Source organism: Gelidibacter algens, assembly GCF_001678675.1.
Classification (GTDB): Bacteria; Bacteroidota; Bacteroidia; order Flavobacteriales; family Flavobacteriaceae; genus Gelidibacter; species Gelidibacter algens.
The window spans coordinates 132,494-155,476 of the sequence record NZ_LZRN01000007.1 but is presented as its reverse complement, the minus strand read 5'-3'; the positions used below and the strand labels follow the sequence as shown (position 1 = coordinate 155,476).

Annotated in this window: 19 protein-coding genes and 1 pseudogene; 16 read left to right on the top strand and 4 right to left on the bottom strand. The window is 37.6% G+C overall.

What is annotated here, in order from left to right; translation table 11 throughout:
* Window positions 1-487: 487 nt before the first annotated feature.
* Window positions 488-733 (bottom strand): hypothetical protein, encoded by a 246-nt coding sequence (locus A9996_RS19825; protein ID WP_157487182.1) that lies wholly within the window; start codon window positions 731-733, stop codon window positions 488-490.
* A 529-nt stretch (window positions 734-1,262) separates the two neighbouring features.
* On the opposite strand from A9996_RS19825, the gene istA reads away from it, so the two are divergent.
* Window positions 1,263-2,816 carry an IS21 family transposase gene (gene istA / locus A9996_RS05270; protein ID WP_066431889.1) on the top strand — a complete coding sequence of 518 codons (1,554 nt, stop codon included), beginning with the start codon at window positions 1,263-1,265 and terminating at the stop codon, window positions 2,814-2,816.
* Window positions 2,817-2,842: 26 nt separating this feature from the next.
* Complete coding sequence (gene istB / locus A9996_RS05265) at window positions 2,843-3,580, top strand: IS21-like element helper ATPase IstB (RefSeq protein ID WP_066431887.1); 738 nt, start codon at window positions 2,843-2,845, stop codon at window positions 3,578-3,580.
* A gap of 84 nt (window positions 3,581-3,664) precedes the next feature.
* On the opposite strand, the pseudogene A9996_RS05260 reads toward istB, so the two are convergent.
* A pseudogene (locus tag A9996_RS05260) lies at window positions 3,665-3,829 on the bottom strand (ribonuclease E/G); the annotation flags it as partial.
* Between the two features lie 152 nt (window positions 3,830-3,981).
* Between A9996_RS05260 and A9996_RS05255 the strand changes: the two are divergent.
* Window positions 3,982-5,577, top strand: coding sequence for a DUF6973 domain-containing protein (locus tag A9996_RS05255; RefSeq protein WP_146608927.1), 1,596 nt, complete (start codon window positions 3,982-3,984; stop codon window positions 5,575-5,577).
* Between the two features lie 3 nt (window positions 5,578-5,580).
* The gene (locus A9996_RS05250; protein WP_066431874.1) at window positions 5,581-6,042 is read left to right on the top strand and encodes a hypothetical protein; all 462 of its coding nucleotides are present in this window, start codon (window positions 5,581-5,583) and stop codon (window positions 6,040-6,042) included.
* Window positions 6,043-6,334: 292 nt separating this feature from the next.
* Here the strand turns inward: A9996_RS05250 and A9996_RS05245 are convergent, their stop codons facing one another.
* Window positions 6,335-7,876, bottom strand: a complete 1,542-nt coding sequence (locus tag A9996_RS05245; protein WP_066431872.1) for an Rne/Rng family ribonuclease — start codon at window positions 7,874-7,876, stop codon at window positions 6,335-6,337.
* A gap of 332 nt (window positions 7,877-8,208) precedes the next feature.
* Window positions 8,209-8,496 (bottom strand): HU family DNA-binding protein, encoded by a 288-nt coding sequence (locus tag A9996_RS05240; protein WP_066431871.1) that lies wholly within the window; start codon window positions 8,494-8,496, stop codon window positions 8,209-8,211.
* A gap of 134 nt (window positions 8,497-8,630) precedes the next feature.
* Between A9996_RS05240 and mutY the strand changes: the two genes are divergently transcribed.
* From mutY to A9996_RS05180, 12 genes are all read left to right on the top strand, one after another.
* Window positions 8,631-9,674, top strand: coding sequence for an A/G-specific adenine glycosylase (gene mutY / locus A9996_RS05235; RefSeq protein WP_066431868.1), 1,044 nt, complete (start codon window positions 8,631-8,633; stop codon window positions 9,672-9,674).
* 298 nt (window positions 9,675-9,972) lie between these two features.
* A complete protein-coding gene (locus A9996_RS05230) occupies window positions 9,973-10,407 on the top strand; it encodes a single-stranded DNA-binding protein (protein WP_066431865.1) in 435 nt (144 codons plus the stop codon).
* Between the two features lie 23 nt (window positions 10,408-10,430).
* Window positions 10,431-11,738 (top strand): gliding motility-associated protein GldE, encoded by a 1,308-nt coding sequence (locus A9996_RS05225; protein ID WP_066431862.1) that lies wholly within the window; start codon window positions 10,431-10,433, stop codon window positions 11,736-11,738.
* A complete protein-coding gene (gene gldD / locus A9996_RS05220; protein WP_066431860.1) occupies window positions 11,735-12,316 on the top strand; it encodes a gliding motility lipoprotein GldD in 582 nt (193 codons plus the stop codon). Before A9996_RS05225 ends, gldD begins: the two co-directional genes overlap by 4 nt.
* Before the next feature lie 153 nt (window positions 12,317-12,469).
* Window positions 12,470-13,177: a UMP kinase gene (gene pyrH / locus A9996_RS05215; protein ID WP_066431859.1), complete on the top strand. Its 708-nt coding sequence runs from the start codon at window positions 12,470-12,472 to the stop codon at window positions 13,175-13,177.
* Between the two features lie 61 nt (window positions 13,178-13,238).
* On the top strand, window positions 13,239-13,796 hold the full coding sequence (gene frr / locus A9996_RS05210; RefSeq protein ID WP_066431858.1) for a ribosome recycling factor: 558 nt from the start codon (window positions 13,239-13,241) through the stop codon (window positions 13,794-13,796).
* A 61-nt stretch (window positions 13,797-13,857) separates the two neighbouring features.
* The gene (locus A9996_RS05205; RefSeq protein WP_066431856.1) at window positions 13,858-15,141 is read left to right on the top strand and encodes a hypothetical protein; all 1,284 of its coding nucleotides are present in this window, start codon (window positions 13,858-13,860) and stop codon (window positions 15,139-15,141) included.
* A 51-nt stretch (window positions 15,142-15,192) separates the two neighbouring features.
* Window positions 15,193-17,601 (top strand): efflux RND transporter permease subunit, encoded by a 2,409-nt coding sequence (locus tag A9996_RS05200; RefSeq protein ID WP_066431853.1) that lies wholly within the window; start codon window positions 15,193-15,195, stop codon window positions 17,599-17,601.
* Between the two features lie 252 nt (window positions 17,602-17,853).
* On the top strand, window positions 17,854-19,050 hold the full coding sequence (locus A9996_RS05195; RefSeq protein WP_066431850.1) for a T9SS type A sorting domain-containing protein: 1,197 nt from the start codon (window positions 17,854-17,856) through the stop codon (window positions 19,048-19,050).
* A gap of 271 nt (window positions 19,051-19,321) precedes the next feature.
* Entirely contained in the window at window positions 19,322-20,755 is a 1,434-nt protein-coding gene (asnS, locus tag A9996_RS05190; protein ID WP_066431848.1) for an asparagine--tRNA ligase, read from the top strand.
* A 134-nt stretch (window positions 20,756-20,889) separates the two neighbouring features.
* Window positions 20,890-22,350: an RNA polymerase factor sigma-54 gene (gene rpoN / locus A9996_RS05185; protein ID WP_066431845.1), complete on the top strand. Its 1,461-nt coding sequence runs from the start codon at window positions 20,890-20,892 to the stop codon at window positions 22,348-22,350.
* Complete coding sequence (locus tag A9996_RS05180; RefSeq protein WP_066431843.1) at window positions 22,347-22,955, top strand: hypothetical protein; 609 nt, start codon at window positions 22,347-22,349, stop codon at window positions 22,953-22,955. Before rpoN ends, A9996_RS05180 begins: the two co-directional genes overlap by 4 nt.
* Window positions 22,956-22,983: the final 28 nt, after the last annotated feature.

Sequence of the window (22,983 nt, the reverse complement as noted above, 5' to 3'; positions counted from 1 at the left end):
GACGTATTTCAATTATTTTTTTTGCGCATAGTTCAGCCGTTGTGATTGTAAAAATAAAAAGCAATAAGCTCGCCGCAAACTCTGATTTTCCTCTTATGAACTTGATCATTGGAAAGCGAGAAAAATAAAATTATCCGTTGAATTTTGAATTTTAGGATTAATTTTCTTTTAATCTTCTATTTTAATACTGCATAAAATTTTTGGGCGCAATGCGTTTGTATTGTGTTGTTTAGCGAGATTTTTTTTGGCTTGCTTATAACGTTTATGTGTATGGACCGTTGCGTGTTAAAGCACGAACCATTAAAGGTACAAAACTCATCTGGAAAATTCCCAAGAATTTTCCAGATGAGCACAGACACAGCAATGGTTTATACACGGTGTTACCACACGTTTTTATTCTACTTTTTTATATTCCTGTCTATATTTCCAAGTTTTGCCATCCAGAAACACAACTAACAAAGCTGCTCCGGACCTATGATTGGAAACGTCAAAAAATCAGGTTTCCATTTTTTGATTTTGTAAACCGAGTTTTTTTAACATCCAACGCTCCTGCAATGTAAGGAACTAATAAAAATTGGACGTTTTTATTTTTTAAATATAAATATCCATCTTTTTTCAGTTTGGTTTTTAATATTCTTTCTTTGAATATTTTACCGTTTTCAATGTAATCTATTTTTATTTTTTTGGGACTGATAACTTTTAAATTAAAAGTATAAGTTTTTAGACTGTCCAATTTTAGCGTGTCTTTTATAAGTTTTCGGTCAATTTCTTTAAAAAAATTATTGTAAGTCCAAATCTGTTTTTTGTATTCTTTCGAGATACTGTCAAATTCGAGATGAACAATTCCATATCTGCCATTTAATTCGGTCAAGTTTCGCTTATTCAGCGAATTTGGGTTAATCAGCTTTTTATCGAATGAGGCGCAACTTTGGATAATTATACCCAAAATTGAAATCAATAGATAAAATTTCGTTTTATTTCGCAATTTTTTTTTCAAATGTGTGGTAACGTTTATGTGTACGAGCTGTTGCGACGGATGGAACGAACCAATCCAAATAAGACGTGACTGTGTGGATACTTCGGTTCGATTTGTGCCAGTGATTTCGGTTTCATAGTGCCAGGCATTTCGGTTCAAACTGTGCCACTTTTGCCTGTGTGGTAAAAGTCTATATCGGTTCGATTTGTGCCACAGTTCGACCTCGCTCACCGCAGCGCTTTGAAAGATCAAGTAATAATTACCTTGTCGCCAAAAAACGTGCGATATGGCCAACACACTTGATCCAATGGACTTAAAACAAATCATTTCCCTGCACCTAGATGGGTTCAGCAACCGTAAAATAGGCGCTACCCTGGGGATATCCCGCAACACGGTAAACAATTATATGCAGCTGTTCAAGGCCAGTGACCGTTCCCCTGAGGAACTGTTGGCCCGCGACAATGCTGCCCTGGAGGCACTCTTTCCTTCCAGTACCACGATAGCCAATCCCCGTTACGGTGAGCTAATGCTGTATTTTGACGGGATCAACAAAGCCCGGAACCATCCCGGTTTTACCTTTCTGTTCCACTACCAGGAATATGTGCAACATGCCAAAGAACCCTATAGTTATACCCAGTTCATGGAGCATTACAACCGTAAATACTCAAAGGTCAGGGGATCAATGAAACTGGAGCACGATCCGGGCAATGAGATGTATGTGGACTATGCGGGCAAGAAGCTGCAGATCGTGGACCGGGCCACCGGGGAGCTCATTGCGGTGGAGGTCTTTGTGGCCATCCTGCCCAACAGCCAGTACACCTATGTGGAAGCCTGCCATAGCCAAAAGAGAGCCGATCTTATCACATGCTGTGGCCATGCCCTGGAGTTTTATGGCGGGGTGCCCAAGGCCATCGTCTCCGATAATCTAAAGTCGGCCGTAACCCGTGCCAGTCGTTATGAGGCGGATATCAACCGCAGTTTTAAGGACTTTGCCAGGCACTACAACTGTGTGATCAACCCGACCCGTGGATACTCCCCGCAGGACAAGGCCCTTGTAGAGAATGCTGTCCATCTTGCCTATCAGCGCATCTATTATCCCTTGCGCAATATGACCTTCTTCTCCCTAAGCGAGCTCAACAAAGAGATCCGCAAGCTGTTGACAGCCTATAACAATCTACTGTTCAAAAGGAAACAGGCCAGCCGTCTGGAGCTCTTCCAGTCCATAGAAAAAGGCCATTTAAAATCACTTCCACTAAGTCCCTACCAGCTCAAGGACTATTGCCGTGCAAAGGTGCAGAAGATGGGATATGTGTACTTCTCGCCAGATAAAAGTTATTATAGCGTACCCTACCGCTACATCGGCAAGCAGACCCAGATCCATTATACCGCCACGACTGTGGAAGTGTATTACAACCATCAGCGGATAGCCCTGCACCAGCGTAATCCCAGTAAGGGAAACTACAACACAAATCGTGACCACCTGAGCAGTACCCACAAATATTATGTGGACTGGAGCCCTGAATTTTTTAAAAAGAAAGCTGCCCTGCACGGGGAAAATGTAGTGGCCTGTATTGATACCATCATTGCCTCGGGAGATTACCCCGAGATCGGTTACAAGCGTGCCATGGGACTTATCCAGTTGCACAGAGCCTTTGGCTCACAACGCTTGGACAGCGCATGCAAAAGGGCCATACAGGCAGATGCGGTCGCATACCAGCGCATCAAGAATATCCTGAAAAACAACCTGGACCGGTCTTCCCTGTTCTACCAAGATCTAGAACAAGACAAACCTCATATCCCCGTACATGAGAATCTCCGGGGAGCTTCGGCCTATCAATAAATATGTAACCAATAAACTCTATAATTATGAACAACAATCAAACCGTTGAAAAACTAAAACAAATGCGCCTAGGTGCCATGGCAGACTTACACCTGCTGCATATCAAGGAAAATCGCACACCGGATCTTACGGCCGATGAATACTTGGCATTGCTCACGGACCATCAGTGGGAGGACCATAAGGATCGAAAGATCCAAAGGCTCCTCAAGCAGGCATCCTTCCGTGGACAGGCCGATCTGGCGGAAGTGGACTACGCCCAACAGCGCAATCTGGACAGGAACATGTTCCTGCGTCTGGGCTGTCTGGATTTTATGAAACGAAAAGAGAATATTATTATGACCGGTGCCTCCGGAGTTGGAAAAAGTTATCTGGCCCAGGCCCTGGGGCACCAGGCGTGCATGATGGAATATCGCACCATCTATGCCAACACGGCCCGTTTATTAAAAAGACTGAAGCTCAGCAAGGCCGATGGAACCTATCTAAAAGAACTGGCAAAGCTCCTAAAGGCAGATCTGCTTATCCTGGATGACTTTGGTCTGCAAGGTTTTGACAACCATGCAAGAGAATCACTTATGGATATAATCGATGACCGTTACAACCGATCCTCCACCATCATCTTATCTCAAATACCAGTCTCCGCCTGGTATGACATCATTGGAGAAGGAACCATAGCTGATGCAATCCTGGACAGGATCGTAAACTCATCCCACAGGATCGACCTCAAAGGGGAATCCTTAAGAAAGGGAGCTTTAAAGAACGAATAACAATAATTTTTTATATAATTGCAAGATCTTTCAAAGTGGCACGGTTTGACCGAAACAGGTGGCACCATCACTCCGAAATAGCCATTGTCTTGTAATTTGTATCAGACCGAATTTGCTAGGAGGTAATATCTTATGCTTTGCTTTATCATCTTTCATTTCGTCACTAAGATGATTGTAAAGTTTCTTGCGATTCTCTGCATTGCACATGTCAATAAAATCGACTACAATAATACCACCCATATCACGTACCATGCTTAAAAAGTACGGTCAAACCGTAACAAGGACATGGTCTTTACCTCTTTTTTAACATTTGTTTTAACAGTTTTTAATTTTGAATGTTTGTATTTTAGAAATCGCTGACAAGAAATTCAATTTATTCATTTTTGAAGCATACCAAACTTATGAAACAGTTAAAACTAAAAAACCAGAAGACCTTTTGTTTACCGTCAACACTATTTATGGCAATTTTTATAGCACTTTTGAGTTGTGAAAAAGATGACCCTATAATACATCAGGGTAGTTCAGTTGAAACTAAAAAAGTCCCATATTCCGTCGGTAATATAACACTTAAAGATTTTGTGCAAACAACCGCGTTTATTAATGAAGAACAAAAATTACAAAATCATGGCGGAAACCAACTTCAGCGGAAAGGGCAAGTACAGGACAACCAATACCAATTTGTTTCCAATGAGGTTCTGAGCACAACAACCGACATACAGACTACATATGCTACACCCATCAGGAAGGTAAATAATGAAAACGATGGTGCAAGACACAGTCTTGTGGTATCGCAGAACGCACAGGGCAGCAATAGCTATATCGTTACATACTCTGATGACGGCATGATGATTACTATAAGCCCAATAGGTGAAGTTGACCCGGACGCCCCAGCACCTGATACCCTTTGTGTGGACTATTCGATAACTTCTACAACGCCTTGTGGGTGTGGACATTATCACACGAGCGAATGTGGTGGCTGTACGAGTGGCGGCCCATTATACCCTTCATCTTCCACCGTGGGCGTCATAATGATCTGTTGGGAAGGACCAACGCCAATTGGCATAGACCCACCATCAACTAGTTACGCGGGACATGGCTCTCCAAATGGCGTTTTTGGCGGTAGCTCAGGCGGTGGTGCAAGCTCACCACCCCCTCCGCCCATATACATCTATGAGGGCGATGCAGAGTGTTTTGGTGATGGTACTTGCACACCGCAATTGTACTGGGCCGCCCAAATGGCTTGGCTAAACCCATCTGGACTTGATCCAACAAATATTGACAGTGCCTTGGCCTTTACCAATTTTATAGCTACCCTCCCACAAGAACAGCAGGACTTTTTGAATGCTCCTGAGAACTTTGCCTTGAGAGCCAGCATAAATGCCTTTCTTGATGAGAATAATTTTAGTATGGAGTTGCTGGACACTATAAGAACAGCTCTGGAAAGTTTAAGTTCCTTTACTGAAAATGATTATCCTGGAAAAAATTTAAATTATGACTTTAAATGGTGGCTAGATAATAGTTTTATATTAAATTCTGGTAATTTTGACATGCCCTCAGAGGAAGCCCCTACAATTTTTGAAAGTCCTAATTCAAAAGAACTATTTTTATTCAGTATTTATCCAGGCCCAGCAATTCTGCATATAGAAAATTCAGCTGTAGCTTTAAATAAAGCTGAACAATTAGTCGTAAATGGCATGTTGACTGGAATAAGCGATGGGAAAGCCGATGCTTTTAGGCATGCTTTTTGGAATTCTCTAGGCACAGCCGAATTTCCAGTGGAAATTATGAAGCTATTTGCAGATGCTCATGAATGGGGTGAAAATGGTATAGAAGTTGATATGGATTTTTATAATAATTACAAAGGAAGAATAATTGGAGGCAATTTTAATTTTGCAAGTAGTGATTCTGATATTTCTGATGCAGTTTTACAAGCTGTATTTGATGGAATATTAAAATATATCAATGGACAGGGATCATTAGTGTTTACAAATCAGTAGATCATGAGTAATATAATTGTTAACTGGATAATTATTGTATTGGTAATTCTAGTTTTATTTATTATTATCCGATATCTTTTAAGTAAATTGGTTTATTTCCGCAATAGGAAAAAAACAAAAAATATTATTTCTATTCTTTTGGCAGTGACTATTTATTTTTACTTTTCAAGCTTATTTTTTTATAATATAAGCTTACAAACAGAAGAGAAATTTGATGAGATAGTTTGGATTAACGATATTAATGATAGACATAAAATGATTGATGATTTGCTAAAATCAAATTATCTCATTGATAAAAGTAGACGTAAAATCAATGATGTATTTGGAAAACCAAAAAAAACAATACAAGATGATATTTGGGTATATGAATTGATTGATCGGACATGGGCAGATTTTGAACTTATTGAATTGAAAATATATTTTAAGGATGATACGGTTCGAAAATTTGACTATTCCGCGAAATAATGAGTTTATTCTTCGATCTTGTACCATGCTTGCTTTTGGCTGTTATTGATTTATTTCAACCAAAAATATGCTTACAAAGTAAAGGCTCGTTTTTGGAGGGTGCCGGCTAGCAAGGTATTTCGGATAAAATTTACCATAATTTTAGCCATTGTTGGTGTTTTCCACCAACAACTAATGTTAGACCTTTTTACCAATAAGCAAAACTAAATCTCAAATTCTCTTACAAGAGGTTGAATTTAAAATTATTCCATAAAAAAACCCCTTACTTCCAATGAAATAAGGGGTTTATCAATTAATCAATTTTGTCTCCATTTTTATCAAAAAAATGGTATTCAAGATATGTGTAAGCATCTCTGGGCAGTACTTTTACCCATTTTTTGTGTTCTAAAAACCATTTTGACCTGAGGGATGGAAATCCTTTGGTCAAAAAGGCTGCTATAAAAGGATGTGTGTTTAGGGTCACCTTTTTGTAGTCTTTTTTGAAAATCCGTTCCATGTCTTGGGTGATACGTTGAACCACCTTAATTGGCGCTTCAATTTCCTCACCACTAACATTCGGGTTTTCTTCTGTTGTTTCAATATTCCTTTCTGGGCGCACCCGTTGTCTGGTAATTTGGATCAGACCGAATTTGCTAGGAGGTAATATCTTATGCTTTGCTTTATCATCTTTCATTTCGTCACGAAGATGATTGTAAAGTTTCTTTCGATTCTCTGCATTGGACATGTCAATAAAATCGATTACAATAATACCACCCATATCACGCAAGCGCAATTGTCTGGCAATTTCAGTAGCTGAAATCATATTGACTTCTAAAGCAGTGTCCTCTTGATTTTTTTCTTTGTTGGATCTATTACCACTGTTGACATCAATCACATGGAGTGCTTCGGTGTGTTCTATCACAATATACGCACCTTTGGCCATAGAGACCGTACGCCCGAAGGAGGTTTTGATTTGTCTCTCAATACCATGCTTTTCAAAAATGGGCACGCCATTTTGATAATGTTTCACAATAGATTCCTTTTTTGGTGCAATTTGATGCACGTAATCTTTGATTTGCATATATAGCTCTTCATCATCTACAACAATACTTGAGAACGAATCATTGAAGATGTCCCTCAAAATTGAAGATGCTTTGTTCATCTCTCCAAGTACTTTACTTGGGTGAGGGGCCTTGTTGAGTTTCTTGCACATTGCTGTCCATCGGCTCAATAGGTTTTGCAAATCAGTGTCTAACTCAGCCACTTTTTTACCTTCTGCAACGGTACGGACAATAACGCCAAAACCTTTGGGAGTAATGCTCTTGACCAATCGTTTTAAACGATCTTTTTCTTCTTTGGATTCTATTTTTTGAGAAATAGAAATCCGGTCAGAAAACGGTACCAAAACAATATACCTTCCGGCAATTGACAGCTCACTACTAATGCGAGGTCCTTTGGTTGAAATAGGTTCTTTTACAATTTGGACCAAGAGCGATTGATTTGATTTTAAGGCGTCAGCAATACTGCCGTCTTTGTCAATGTCTTTTTCAAATTGAAAGTTTTTGAGTAGAAAATCTGTGTGTTTCCCTGTGCTTACACGTTTTACGAATTTTAAAAGTGAAGGTAATTTTGGACCTAAATCATGATAATGCAAAAATGCATCTTTTTCAAAACCTACATTTACAAATGCAGCATTTAGTCCAGGAACAGCTTTACGGATTTTGGCAATAAACACATCACCAACCGCAAAGTTGTTATCCTCTTCATCTTTATGTAATTCAATAAGTTTTCCATCTTTTAATAAGGCAAAATCAACAAAGTCTGAACTTGAACGAATAATTAATTCTTTATCCATGTTGTTAATTTAAATCCATTCTGATTTGCATCAGAACAGATGGATTATACTAAATTTTTTGACACAGGATTCCCGATTAAAAATCGGGGTAATTCCGGTAAATTCAAGAGAGCCACAACCAGTGGTTTCAGCTTAAATTTTATATCAAAGAACGTTACTGTAAAACCGAAAAAGTAGTTAAAAAACTACTTTTTCTAATTTATTTCTTTTTGTGACGGTTAGCGCGTCTACGTTTTTTACGCTTATGCGTCGCTACCTTATGTCTTTTTCTTTTTTTACCACTTGGCATAAATCAAGTCTTTTTTTAGATTAATATTTCTTTTAATGTTTTACTATACTTCAACATTAGACTTAACGCCTTCTACAAATACTTTTGCAGGCTTAAATGCTGGAATGTTGTGTGCTGGTATTTTGATAGTCGTGTTTTTAGAAATATTTCTACCAGTTTTTTCAGCTCTTGTTTTAACTATAAAGCTTCCAAAACCTCTTAAATACACATTATCACCACTCTCTAAAGATGTTTTAACTTCCTCCATAAATGTTTCTACGGTTGCTTGAACATCACCTTTTTCAATTCCTAATTTCTCAGAAATTTTCGCTACTATATCAGCTTTTGTCATTGCTACTAATTTTAGGGTTTATCTATTAATTATAAGGGATGCAAATATAGGGATTTTAATTTCAATATTTCAAGCCTAATTAATTAAAATTTAAGGGTGTAAAGGATTATTTTTGTGGTGACTAAAAAAAATGAATGAATTTTAACAAGACTTTAACTATTTGGTATTCAGAACATAAGCGCGACCTGCCATGGCGCAAAACCAAAGACCCATATTACATTTGGTTATCGGAAATAATTTTGCAACAGACCCAAATAGCCCAAGGGTTACCCTATTATGAAGCTTTTGTTACCAAATATCCAACCGTTTTTGACCTTGCCAATGCCCAAGAAAGTGATGTGTTGAAACTTTGGCAAGGGTTGGGTTATTACTCGAGAGCTCGAAATTTACATACCACCGCAAAGCACGTAGCCAATAATCTTGATGGTGTTTTTCCAAACAGTTATCAAGAGCTTTTAAAGTTGAAAGGTGTTGGTGATTATACGGCCAGTGCCATAGCCTCCATTTGCTATGGTGAGCCCGCGGCAGTTGTTGATGGCAATGTTTACAGAGTTTTGTCACGTTATTTTGGAATTGACACCCCTATCAATTCCACAAAAGGCATTAAGGAGTTTAAAATGCTTGCCGCATCGTTGATGGATCATGAAAACCCATCTGATTACAATCAGGCCATTATGGAGTTTGGGGCTGTACAGTGCAAACCAAAAAATCCGTATTGTTATACGTGCCCTTTAAATGAAAGCTGTGTAGCACTTCAGAAAAACAGAATTGACGAGTTACCTGTCAAATTGAAAAAGACAAAGGTTAGCACAAAATATTTTAATTTTTTGGTACTCCTATCTACGGACAAAGAAACTATTTTTCAAAAAAGAACATCAAAGGGCATTTGGCAAAACCTTTATCAATTCCCTTTGTTGGAAACCGATCAAAAATTGAAAATAGCCAACTTTGAAAAGCACCCTTTTATAAAATCCTATTTTGGAGATGTACCGTTTGATTTTAGTCTCTATAATAATAAAGATATCGTGCATAAACTTTCACACCAACACCTCCATACAAAATTTTGGATTGTTGAGATTGACAAACTCCCTCAAAAAGGAATTCCGATTGCCGATTTAAAGCGCTATCCAACATCTATATTGATCAGTAACTTTATTGATGAATTTTTTGAAAGTTGAGTTCAATAATCACATATAAGTTTAACTGAAAAAGGCATGAGTGTAATAGCCTGATTCATTATTAGAAAATAGGGTCTTCAAAGACATATCTTTCTGTTTAGATTATTTAAGATCCGTAAATTACAAACTCAGATTATTTTTGAATGTTTCTATTCCTATGTTATAGAATGGTATTAAAAGAATCATCACTACACAATAACATATAAGAAGCCTAATTAATTATAATTCCCATTTTTTTTATTACTTTTAAAAAAGTCATTGCAAATGGTTAATTTTGCACCTAAATTTTAAAATAATTATGTCAGGAACTTTAAATAAAGTCATGTTAATTGGTCACTTGGGTGATGATGTGAAAATGCACTATTTTGATGATAAAAATTGTGTTGGACGCTTCCCTTTGGCTACTAATGAGACTTATACAAGTAAACAGACCAATGAGCGCATCAGCAATACGGAATGGCATAATATAGTGGTCCGCAATAAAGCGGCTGAAATTTGTGAGAAATATTTGAGCAAAGGCGATAAAGTATATATTGAAGGGCGCATCAAAACTAGAAAATGGAATGATGACAAGGGTATTGAACGTTATTCTACTGAAATCCAATGCACAGACTTCACCTTTCTAAGTACAAAAAATGAAAGTCAGGAGCATGCATCAAACCAGACACAACCAGCACCAAACGCGAACACAAACGGTGCTGAACCCGAACAGAACGATGATTTACCATTTTAAAAATCTAACTAATTTCTTTTGTTTTGGACCCTGAACCCACGCAATTCCTAATCCTTCAATCGTCTGACAATATCTCGTTACTCATAGGTATTATCTTAATATTTATACTGCTTGCCTGCTCCGCTCTCATTTCTGGTGCTGAAGTGGCATTTTTCTCATTGACCCGTTCTGACATTGATAACGGATTGGTGCAAAACACGACGGCGTTCAAAATCATTTCCAAACTTTTAGAACGTCCAAAAAAGCTATTGGCCACCATACTCGTTGCCAATAACTTTATCAATATTGCCATCGTCATTCTATTTGCATATATTGGCGAGTTTCTATTTCATCGAATAAGTATTGCTTGGTTGAAATTTCTTTTGGAAGTGGTCGTGGTAACCATTCTAATTTTGCTTTTTGGAGAAATCCTTCCAAAAATTTATGCCAGTAGAAATCGAATAAAATTCGCAATGTTCATGGCGCAACCTTTGAGGTTTTTAGATATTATTTTCTCTCCAATCAGTTTGCCCATGCGCTCCATAACTATTGGCATCCACAACAGATTGGGGAAACAAAAATCAAACCTGAGTGTAGATCAACTCTCACAAGCCTTAGAACTTACTGGCGAGCATGAGACTACTATGGAAGAGCATCGAATTCTTCAAGGCATCGTCTCCTTTGGAAATACAGATACCAAACAAGTGATGCGGCCGCGTATAGATATTTTTGCATTGCATACTGAGCAGAAATATTCTGAAATCATTCCAGAAATTATCAAAAATGGCTACTCCAGAATTCCGGTGTATAAAGATACCATTGATACCGTTGTGGGCATTTTATACGTAAAAGATCTACTTCCGTATATTGACAGAAAACAATTTGATTGGACCGCCTTGTTGCGTGACCCTTTCTTTGTGCCTGAGAATAAAAAACTGGATGATTTGATGGCTGAATTCCAAGAAAAGAAAGTCCATTTAGCAGTGGTGGTGGATGAATACGGCGGCACTTCAGGCTTAGTATCTTTGGAAGATGTTATTGAAGAAATTGTTGGCGATATTAGCGATGAGTTTGATGATGACGATTTGATTTACACCAAAATTGACGATAACAACTATTCTTTTGATGGCAAAACTCCTTTAAAAGACTTTTACAAGATTGTCGATCTTGATTCTGACTCTGATTTTGAAAGCCATAAAGGAGAAGCCGAAACAATGGCCGGTTTTGTGTTGGAGATTTCAGGCGTTTTCCCAAGACGCGGCAGTAAAATAAATTTCAAAAATTACGTTTTTACCATTGAGGCCTTAGACAAAAAGCGAATCAAACAATTAAAATTCACTATTTTAAAATGATAAAAGCCAAACTTTTTATTGTAGCCTTATCGCTTGCATTCTTTTTCTCATGCGGAGAGGATCCAATCCCGAAACCTAAAGGATTTTTACGTTTGGATTATCCGATAGCACAATATGAGCAAACGGAGCTCAATTTACCATTCACCTTTGAGAAAAACATCCTTGCAGGGCGCATCAAGAATGTTAAAGTAGATACAAAAAATCAGACCTACGGCATTGATATTAATTATCCATCTTTAAAAGGCACCATTTATTTGACCTATATCAAAGTCAATGAGGACAATCTTATACCATTGATTAGAGATTCACAAAACCTCACCCAAGAACACACTCAAAAAGCAGATGCGATAGAAGGCAGTTTATATGAAAATAAAGACCGTAAGGTGTATGGAATGTTTTATGAAATTGGTGGCAATGCTGCATCGCAGTCGCAATTTTATGTAACTGACAGTGTCAATCATTTTTTAAACGGATCCCTCTACTTTTATGCGAAACCAAATTTTGATTCCATTTTGCCTGCAGCCGATTATTTAAAGCAGGATATCAAGCATATCATGGAGACCTTAAAATGGAAATAAACAACTTCTCCTTTTGTAAATTACAATAATCGCTATATTTGCTAAACTTTTCAACACAACACATGAAACGAGCATGCTAAAAATTTTTAATACCCAAGAGAATGATTAATGGCGAGTATCATGTGACCATTGAAAAACAATAAGTATAAACACATGAAATACAAAAGAATTCTCCTCAAACTTTCTGGCGAAGCCTTAATGGGAGATCGTCAATACGGAATTGATCCGCACCGATTGGAAGAATATGCTGAAGACATTGCCGCCATCACCAAACTAGGGGTTGAAGTGGCCATTGTTATTGGTGGAGGAAATATTTTTAGAGGTGTTGCAGGAGCAAGCAACGGGATGGATCGGGTGCAAGGTGACCATATGGGTATGCTTGCAACGGTTATCAACGGATTGGCTTTACAGAGTGCATTGGAAGATGCTGGCATCCCAACACGTTTACAATCTGCAGTTCATATCAATCAAGTGGCTGAGCCTTTTATCAGAAGGAAAGCGATGCGCCATTTAGAAAAAGGCCGTGTGGTCATTTTTGGTGGTGGCACTGGTAATCCTTATTTCACAACAGATTCAGCAGCCGTTTTGAGAGCTATTGAAATAGAGGCTGATGTTATTTTGAAAGGCACTCGTGTGGATGGTATTTACAATACAGATCCTGAAAAAGACAGAACTGCTGTAAAGTTTGACCACATCACTTTTGATGATGTGTTGCGCAAAGGACTAAAAGTGATGGACACTACCGCTTTTACACTGAGTCAGGAAAATGAATTGCCAATTATTGTTTTTGATATGAACAAGAAAGGAAACCTCCTGAAAGTGGTTTCAGGCGAAAAAATTGGAACTAAAGTTAATCTATAAACCTAAAAAAGGCCATTTGGCTCATTTTTTGAAATGTTTTGTAAATTAAAATTTTTTAATGATGAACGACGACATTAAATTCATATTAGACAGTACACAGGAAGCCATGGATATGGCCATTAAGCATCTTGAAAAACAATTTGTAAACATTAGAGCCGGCAAAGCGAGTCCTGCAATGTTGGGCAGTGTGATGGTCAATTATTACGGAGCACAAACACCCTTGAGCCAAGTAGCCAACGTGAATACACCTGACGGCAGAACTATTACTGTTCAACCTTGGGAGAAAAAAATGCTTCAAGAAATTGAGCGCGGTATTCAAATTGCAAACTTAGGTTTCAACCCAATGAACAATGGTGATGTGATCATTATCAACGTTCCTCCTCTAACTGAAGAGCGTCGTCGTGAATTGGCCAAACAAGCGAAAATGGAAGCTGAAGATGCCAAAATAGGTGTGCGCAGCGCCAGAAAAGATGCTAATACAGAAATTAAAAACTTGGAAGATGTTTCTGAGGACCTTCAAACAAATGCAGAAGTGGATGTGCAACATTTAACTGATAAGTACGTTAAAAAGATTGATGATATTCTTGAAGTAAAAGAAAAGGAAATCATGACCGTCTAAATACTAAGCGACCCAAAAGTCGCTTTTTTTAGCTTTAAAATAATCATTAGCCATTCCCTCTATGCAAAAATACGGTGCTTATCTTTTCTTTTTCGTTTGCATATGGTCAGCACAGTCCCAAATTCCTACTCAAGTAGGAGACACACTCACTGTAATAGAACAAGACTCCCTCAAAAGAAGCAAATTTTTCAAGCAAATTGGAAACGGCTTTTTTCCTACCAAATACATCGATATTGACCTCAGGTATTTATTTAAATTCAATCAGTATGAAGGGGTTAGAACGGGTTTGGGAGGGAGAACCAATAACAACCTTTCTGAAAGATACCGCATGGACGGCTATGTGGTTTACGGATTTAAGGACCACAATTTCAAATATAGTATTGGCGGCGGATTCAGGCTTTCTAAAGATTCAGAAACTTGGGTCAACCTTTCCTATACTGACGATTTACAAGAAACCGGAAGCTCCAATTTTTTGACAGATAAGCGTTTCTTCTCGTTTTTTGAACCGCGCTTATTAAACATTAATCTTTTTCATCACCATATCACTAAAGCAATTTCGCTGGAACATCGAATTACCCCATATCTGCTTTCTGAAACCCAAATTTCAAGAAGTAATGTGACCACGACATACAACTACGAGTTTTTTGTAGATGACACCGCTTTTAAGGAGTTCCGGATGACCATGGCTAAGGTGTCTTTGCAATGGAACCCATTCAATACCTTTGAAACCGTTGGTGATCTGGAGGTTGAAAAAGAAGGGTTCCCTAATTTTACGCTTCAATTATCCCAAAGCTTTAAAGATGTATTGGATGGTGATTTCAATTTCTTTAAAGCCGATTTCAGGACGATATATAAATTGAATTATGATGACGCCGGCCATTCTTTTACAGAAGCTACTTTAACAAGTGGCATTGCCACTGGCAAAACCCCGTTGACGCATTTGTACCACGCCTATCCCAACAATATTAATAAGGAAACCATTTTACAACGGTTTTCCGTTGCCGGAATCAACAGTTTCGAAACGATGTATTTCAATGAATTTTTTTCAGACAGGTTCGCCACATTTCAACTTAAGCATTACCTCAAGCCTTTTAATATTGGAAAACGTTTTCAGCCGCAGATGGTGTTAATTTCTCGTTTCGCCATCGGAAACATGCATGATATTGAACGCCATCAGGAAGTTGATTTTGAAACCCTTAACAAAGGCTACTCTGAGGCGGGCTTTGAAATCAACAAAATTTTATTTGGCTTCGGGTTAAGTTTTGCCTATCGGTATGGCGCTTACCATTTGCCGGAATTTGCTGATAACGTTGCGGCCAAATTTACTTTTAATATTACATTATAAACGCGAATCAAATCTTTAGTTTTTTCTACCTTTGCGGCAGTAAAATTTGCTATGTCTAAACTGTCTACAAAAGGTTTTTGGGAAGTTGTTGCGCGATTGATATTGCGCAACAAAATCATCATACTAGTCCTTATCGTCTTAACCACGCTTTTTCTCAGTTCTCAATGGAAAAATATGCGTTTTGCTTTTACGGAAGCCAACCTCCTTCCTAACGATCATGAAGTCAATATTACTTACAATAAATTCCTTGATATTTTTGGGGAGGAAGGCAATCTGATTGTCATTGGTGTTAAGGATCCCTCTCTTTTTACGGTTAAAAAATTCAACGCTTGGAATAGGCTTTCTGAAAGCTTCAAGTATTATGACGAAGTTGAAACTGTTCTCTCGATAAAAGACCTACAGAAACTCGTTAAGAATACTGAGGAGCAAAAATTTGATATGGAACCTTTTATTAAGGATTCGTTGACTTCGTTAGAAGAGATTGACACTTTACAAAAACAATTATTTCAACAATATCCGTTTTATGATAACTTTCTTTTTAACAAAGAAACGCGCACTATAAGAACCGCTATTTATCTTAAAAAAGACATTGTCAATACCGCAGCAAGAAAAGATTTTATAATTGATATCTTAGAAACCAATGTCAAAACTTTTGAAAACGAATACAATTTAGACGTTAGGGTTTCAGGGATGCCTTACATCAGGACCCTGAATTCAAAAAATATTATGGGTGAAATTGGTATGTTCATTGGTGCCGCCCTTTTTGTAACATCTTTTATTTTCTTTTTATTTTTCAGATCTTTTAGGGCAACACTTATAGCTTTGGTTGTGGTGTCTTTTGGGGTAATGTGGACGTTTGGTATCATTGGGCTACTAGGCTATGAAATTAATGTGCTCACAGCACTAATTCCGCCCCTAATCATAGTTATTGGTATTCCAAATTGTATTTTTCTGATCAACAAGTACCAACGTGAGGTAAAACTTCATGGTAATAAAGTGAAATCTCTACAACGTGTCATTACGAAGATTGGAAATGCTACCTTAATGACAAATGTTACCACAGCATCTGGGTTTGCAACATTCATATTCACGCAAAGCACTTTATTAAAAGAGTTTGGGGTTGTGGCATCCTTAAGCATTATTTCTATTTTCGTGCTATCTATTCTCATCATTCCTATAATTTACACCTTTTTACCCCACCCTAAAGACCGCCATTTAAACCATCTCAACCGTCGTTGGACAAGCGGTTTTGTTAATTGGATGTCGCGAATGGTCAAAGAGCGACGCATCACCATCTATCTTGTGGCAGTTAGTTTATTAACGGTGAGTTTAATCGGGATTTCACAAATAAAGATATCGGGTAGTCTTATTGAAGACATGCCAAAAAACACTGAGTTTTTTAAGGATATCCGCTTTTTCGAAAGCGAGTTCAACGGGATTATGCCCTTAGAAATCATGATTGATACCAAGCGTAAAAAAGGGGTCATGAAATTGAGCACGCTCAAACGCATGAATGAGCTAGAGGAACTCATTTTTGAAACACCCCAACTCTCTCGCCCAGTTTCTGTAGTCAGTTTGGTCAAATATTCCAAACAGGCGTATTATAACGGTAATCCAAAATACTATCAATTACCCACAAGCCAAGAGAACAGTTTCATTTTATCTTATGCAAAAAATTCCAGCACAGAGGCTGATCTCTTAAAGAGTTTTGTGGACAGCACGGGACGTTATGCGCGTATCACCACCTTTATGAAAGATATTGGGACGGATAAAATGGAACGTATTGAAGAGAACCTTCAAACAGAAATCAATAAATTATTCCCTGCCGAAAAATTTAACGTCATCATTACGGGAAAAGCCTTGGTATTCCAAAAAGGGACGACATATTTGGTCAAAAATTTAGCCATTTCCCTATCGCTTGCCATTCTATTGATTGCGCTATTTATGGCCTATATGTTCAGATCCCTCAGGATGATCGTGGTGTCATTGATTCCAAACTTGTTACCACTGGTAATTACTGCAGGGTTGATGGGCTATTTAGGCGTCCCTATAAAACCCTCTACAATTTTGGTGTTTAGTATTGCATTTGGTATTTCAGTAGATGATACCATCCATTTTTTGGCCAAATACCGTCAGGAACTGCAAGCCAACAATTGGAAAATCAAAAAATCAGTCTATGGTGCACTGCGTGAAACTGGTGTGAGCATGTTTTATACCTCTATTGTGTTGTTCTTCGGGTTTTCAGTATTTACACTTTCTAGTTTTGGAGGCACCGTCGCTCTTGGAGCTTTAGTTTCTGCGACGCTATTATTCGCTATGTTATCCAATCTACTCTTGTTGCCATCTTTATTACTGTCCTTAGAAAAAAGTATAGCCAACAAAGAAACATTGAAAGAGCCTTCTATAAAAATTATTCCTGATGAAGATGATTCAGAAGAAGACACAACCTCCAAAATTTAACATTACAATACTATGACTATAGTTAATGGCAACAAAACTAGCTAAAAAATTAGGTCATCCTATGTTCATCCACTTAGCGATCGAAGTCGATCGTTTTCTATTTTATAATGGAATTCTGCACACGTGATGTAATTGATGTTTTTTTTATATATTTACATAGCCCCAATACAATTCTACCATAGTGATTTAAAGCAGGTTATTGCGCATTTATGTTATTGTCAACTTTTTACAAAACCGATAAAACCATAAATTATGAAACAACAATTACTTTTCCTGACCTTCACTTTGTTTTTATGCTTGACTACAACCCAAGGTCAAGAATCTCTTAATTATATAACGGTCGAATCCTATGATGCTTCAACAGAATCTTATCTTTTAAGCAGCAAAGAAGAATACACTTACAACCCAAATGGCCAGCAAAAAAAAACTGAGCTTTACTATTGGGATACCAGCTCCTGGATATTAAGCTCAAAAGAAGAGTACACCTATGATTCCAATGGGAATTTAACTGAAGATGTATATTCCAACTGGAATTCATCAACCAATCAATGGACCTACAATTACAGAAATGTTACAATTTATACCAATAACAAACTAACTGGCCAAATCAGTTACGAGTGGCTAAATGGCGCATGGACTCCGGATTACAAATCAGATTTTATGTATGTCGCAAATAATATTGACACCTTTAATTCTTACGATTGGATTGGGGGACAATGGATTTTCAATGAAAGAGGTGCCGTAACCTATAACTCAGGCAAGATATCAGAGGTTATTACGGAGGAGCTTATCAATAATATTTGGACGCTTTCAGACAAAACTATGTATATCAGAAATGCTACAACGGGAAAAATTGAAGAAGTTATTTATCAAGCATGGGATGGAACCAAATGGAAAAATGAAGACAAAAGCAATTATACTATAGACTCAAAAGGAATAACCTCTGAAATATTTTCAGAGTCAGATGACGGCATTAATTGGGATCCAAGTTACAAAAATGAATATACTTATGACAGTTCAAAACTGATGTCCAACTATTTCAATCCTTTCAATAGGGATGCATATTTTTATGACCTCGGTATTGAAGATTTTCCTCACATCAACAAGGTATTAACAAATTTATTTAGCATCTATGATAGCACAGTATGGTTAACGGCTGCTAAAACCACCTACTACTATTCTGATAGCACTATGAATTTAAAGGACTTAAGTGACTCGAATTTTATAACTGTTTACCCTAATCCAGTAAAAAACATCCTGAACATTACACTAAGCGAGTATACCGAAGCCAACACCAGTTTGTATGATGTAACCGGTCGGTTAGTTTTACAACAAAAATTACAAGCCTTAAACACGTCTCTTAATATTGAAACCCTTAATTCTGGCATGTATCTACTAAAAGTATTTACAGACCAAGGTTTTGCCACAAAACGCATTACAAAAAATTGACAAGAAAAACATTGACATAGTTTATCTAAAAACTCCCCTCTAAAGGGGATTTTTTGTTTCAAATTGAAACTGAGCCTCACTGTATTTTAAATAGATGTATTCTGATCATAAATAACACTAAGGTATCCACTCTTTGCGCTCAAAGATTTTAATTAGGAATCTATCACGCTATTAAGCCTTTTTGAGAATGGCATTCTAAATTTGCTTTTTGATATTTTAAAGATTGAAAGCAACAAGCTTTTTTTATCTTTGCACACTTAAATTTATGACGATGACATCAAAAACTGTTGCAGAACTATTAAAGGCCGATTTCAAATCGGAAGACATTGACATCAAGGGTTGGGTAAGAACTTTTAGAGCGAATCGTTTTATTGCTTTAAATGACGGATCATCCCTTCAAAATATACAGTGTGTGGTAGACTTTGAAAACACTGACGAGAAAATTTTAAAACGCATTACCACCGGTGCTGCAGTTCATATAAAAGGCCAATTGACTGAAAGTCAAGGCAAAGGCCAATCTGTTGAAATTAAGGTAGAGCAAATTACTATTTTGGGTGATTCTGATCCTGAAACCTACCCTATTCAACCTAAGAAACATTCTTTTGAGTTTTTACGTGAAAATGCGCACTTACGTACCAGAACCAATACCTTCAGTGCCGTGATGCGTTTGCGTTCAACATTATCATTTGCCATTCATAAATATTTTAATGACAACGGCTTCTACTATATGCACACTCCAATTATAACGGGCAGTGATGCAGAGGGTGCGGGAGAAATGTTTCGTGTTACAGGATTGGATCCTAAAAATCCACCATTAACTGAAGATGGGAAAGTTGATTATAAAGAAGACTTCTTCGGGAAAGAAACCAATTTAACGGTTTCCGGACAGTTGGAAGCTGAAGCCTACGCCATGTCATTGGGTAAAGTGTATACTTTTGGACCAACATTTAGAGCTGAGAACTCTAATACATCTCGCCATTTGGCAGAATTCTGGATGATTGAGCCAGAGGTTGCCTTTATGGATTTGGCAGGCAATATGGATTTGGCTGAAGATTTTATGAAATCGGTTCTCGAATATATTTTGGAGCATAACCGAGAAGACTTGGAATTCCTGGAACAACGTTTATTGGAAGAAGAAAAAACAAAACCTCAAGCCGAGCGTTCAGAAATGAGCCTGATTGAAAAACTGAAATTTGTTGTTGACAACAACTTTAAACGTGTAAGCTATACAGAAGCGATTGATATTTTAAAGAATTCTAAACCAAATAAAAAGAAGCAATTCAACTATATTATTGAAGAATGGGGTGCTGATCTTCAAAGTGAGCACGAACGGTTTTTGGTTGAAAAACATTTTAAACGCCCTGTGATTATATTTGATTATCCAGCAAACATCAAAGCATTCTACATGCGTCTTAATGAAGATGGGAAGACCGTTCGCGCTATGGATATCCTTTTCCCAGGAATTGGAGAAATGGTTGGAGGCTCGCAACGTGAAGAACGTTTGGAAGTTCTTAAAGAAAAAATGAAAGCGTTGGAAATAGATGAAGAAGAGTTGTGGTGGTATCTTGATTTACGTAAATACGGTACTGCAGTACATTCTGGTTTTGGACTTGGTTTTGAGCGCTTGGTAATGTTTGTGACAGGTATGGGCAACATACGTGACGTTATTCCATTTCCAAGAACCCCTCAAAATGCCGATTTTTAAATAGCACTTGTACCTGACAATCCTATAGCTTGGGGACTGTCAGGTCTATAAAATGTAAATATTTCACAAAACAATCTACATTTATTACTTATATAGATTGTTTTTTCTATTTTTAAAGTTAATACTATTATTCTATGCTTAAGCAGTTTTTACAGTTCAAATTATCACAAAAGTTGTCGCCGCAACAGATTCAGTTGATGAAGCTGATCCAGTTGCCTACGCAAGCATTTGAACAACGTTTAAAGCAGGAAATGGAAGAAAATCCAGCCTTGGAGTCTGGAAATGAAACGGAAGAATTTGACGATAAATTTGATGAGTTTGATAATACCCAAGATGATTACGAAGAAAACGAACAAATTGGTGAAGACATCAATGTTGACGAGTATTTGAGTGATGACGATATTCCCGATTATAGAACACAAGCCAATAATTATAGTGCAGATGATGAGGATAAAGACATCCCTTTTGCTGCCGGAACCTCGTTTACACAATACTTAACCAACCAACTCAACACATATAGATTGAGCGATGATGAACGTGATATTGCTGAATTTTTAGTGGGTAGTGTTGATGAGAGCGGCTATATTAGACGTTCATTGGCTGATATTACTGACGATTTGGCTTTTACACAAAACGTGTTTACAGATGAAAAGTCAATAGAAAAAGTGCTTCGTGTGGTACATCAATTGGACCCTGCCGGTGTTGGCGCCCGTAATCTTCAAGAATGTTTGAGTATTCAATTGCATCGCAGGGAAAAGAACCCGGATGTAGAATTGGCCACTCAAATTATTGACAATGCCTTTGATCAATTCACCAAAAAGCATTACAAAAAATTAATTCAGAAGTTTGACATTACTGAGTTGCAACTCAAAGATGCCATTGATGAAATAGAACATTTGAACCCTAAACCGGGAGGTTCCTATTCAGGAAATAACCGCATTGTGGAACATATTGTCCCTGATTTTGCAATTCGCATTGTTGATGGCGACCTAGAGCTTACCCTAAATGGTAGAAATGCACCCGAATTGCACGTATCACGAGAGTACAGCAATATGATGAAGGGCTATAAGGAAGCGAAGGACAAGTCTAAATCGCAAAAGGATGCTGTTATGTTCATCAAACAAAAGCTGGACGCTGCCAAATGGTTTATTGAGGCCATCAAACAACGCCAGCAAACCTTATTTGTAACCATGAGCTCTATTATGCACTATCAAAAGGAGTTTTTTTTATCTGGAGATGAGCGTAAGCTGAAACCGATGATTTTGAAGGATATTGCCGACGAAATTGGAATGGATGTATCTACTGTTTCTCGCGTAGCAAACAGCAAATATGCAGACACGCCTTATGGTACTAAATTAATAAAAGAATTCTTTTCAGAGTCGATGACCAATGACCAAGGTGAAGAAGTTTCTACGCGCGAAATTAAAAAAATATTAGAAACGGTACTTGAAGAAGAAAATAAGCGCAAACCACTTACTGATGAAAAATTGGCGTCTATATTATTGGAAAGAGGCTATCCTATTGCAAGACGCACAGTTGCCAAATACAGAGAACAACTGGACATTCCTGTGGCGAGATTACGAAAAAAAATATGATACACTATCTTTTAAAGAGTATCTCCTACATCTTTCACCCATTGATCATGCCCTTACTTGGGGTGCTTTTTTATTTCTCAAAAACACCACGGTTCATTCCTGATCCTGTGATGAAAGCTAAGGTGTTTTCAATTACGATTTTAACCCTCATTTTGCCCGTACTCTTATATTTTCTGCTCAAAACGATTAAAAAAGTCGACTCCTTACATCTCAAATCGACCAAAGAACGCATCATCCCCTTACTACTGAACGTCTTGATCATTATTTTGATCTTAAACAGGGTATTGCCATATTATGAGATACCTGAACTGTATTATTTCTATTTAGGTATTCTCTTCTCTACGCTTACCTGCTTATTTTTAGCACTCTTTAAACTCAAGGCCAGTATTCATATGATTGCCAGTGCAGGCTTTTTTATGTTTGCCGTAGCGCTGAGCATTCATTTTAAAATCAACATCAACGGTACCATTGCCTTAATGTGCATTATCATTGGCGCCATTGCAACATCAAGATTGCACTTAAAAGCACATACCAATATGGAACTTCTCATCGGTTTTTTTGTGGGCTTATTACCGCAGTTGGTACTATTGAACTATTGGTTGTAGTAGAAAGAAACTATAGAGGCTCGCATTT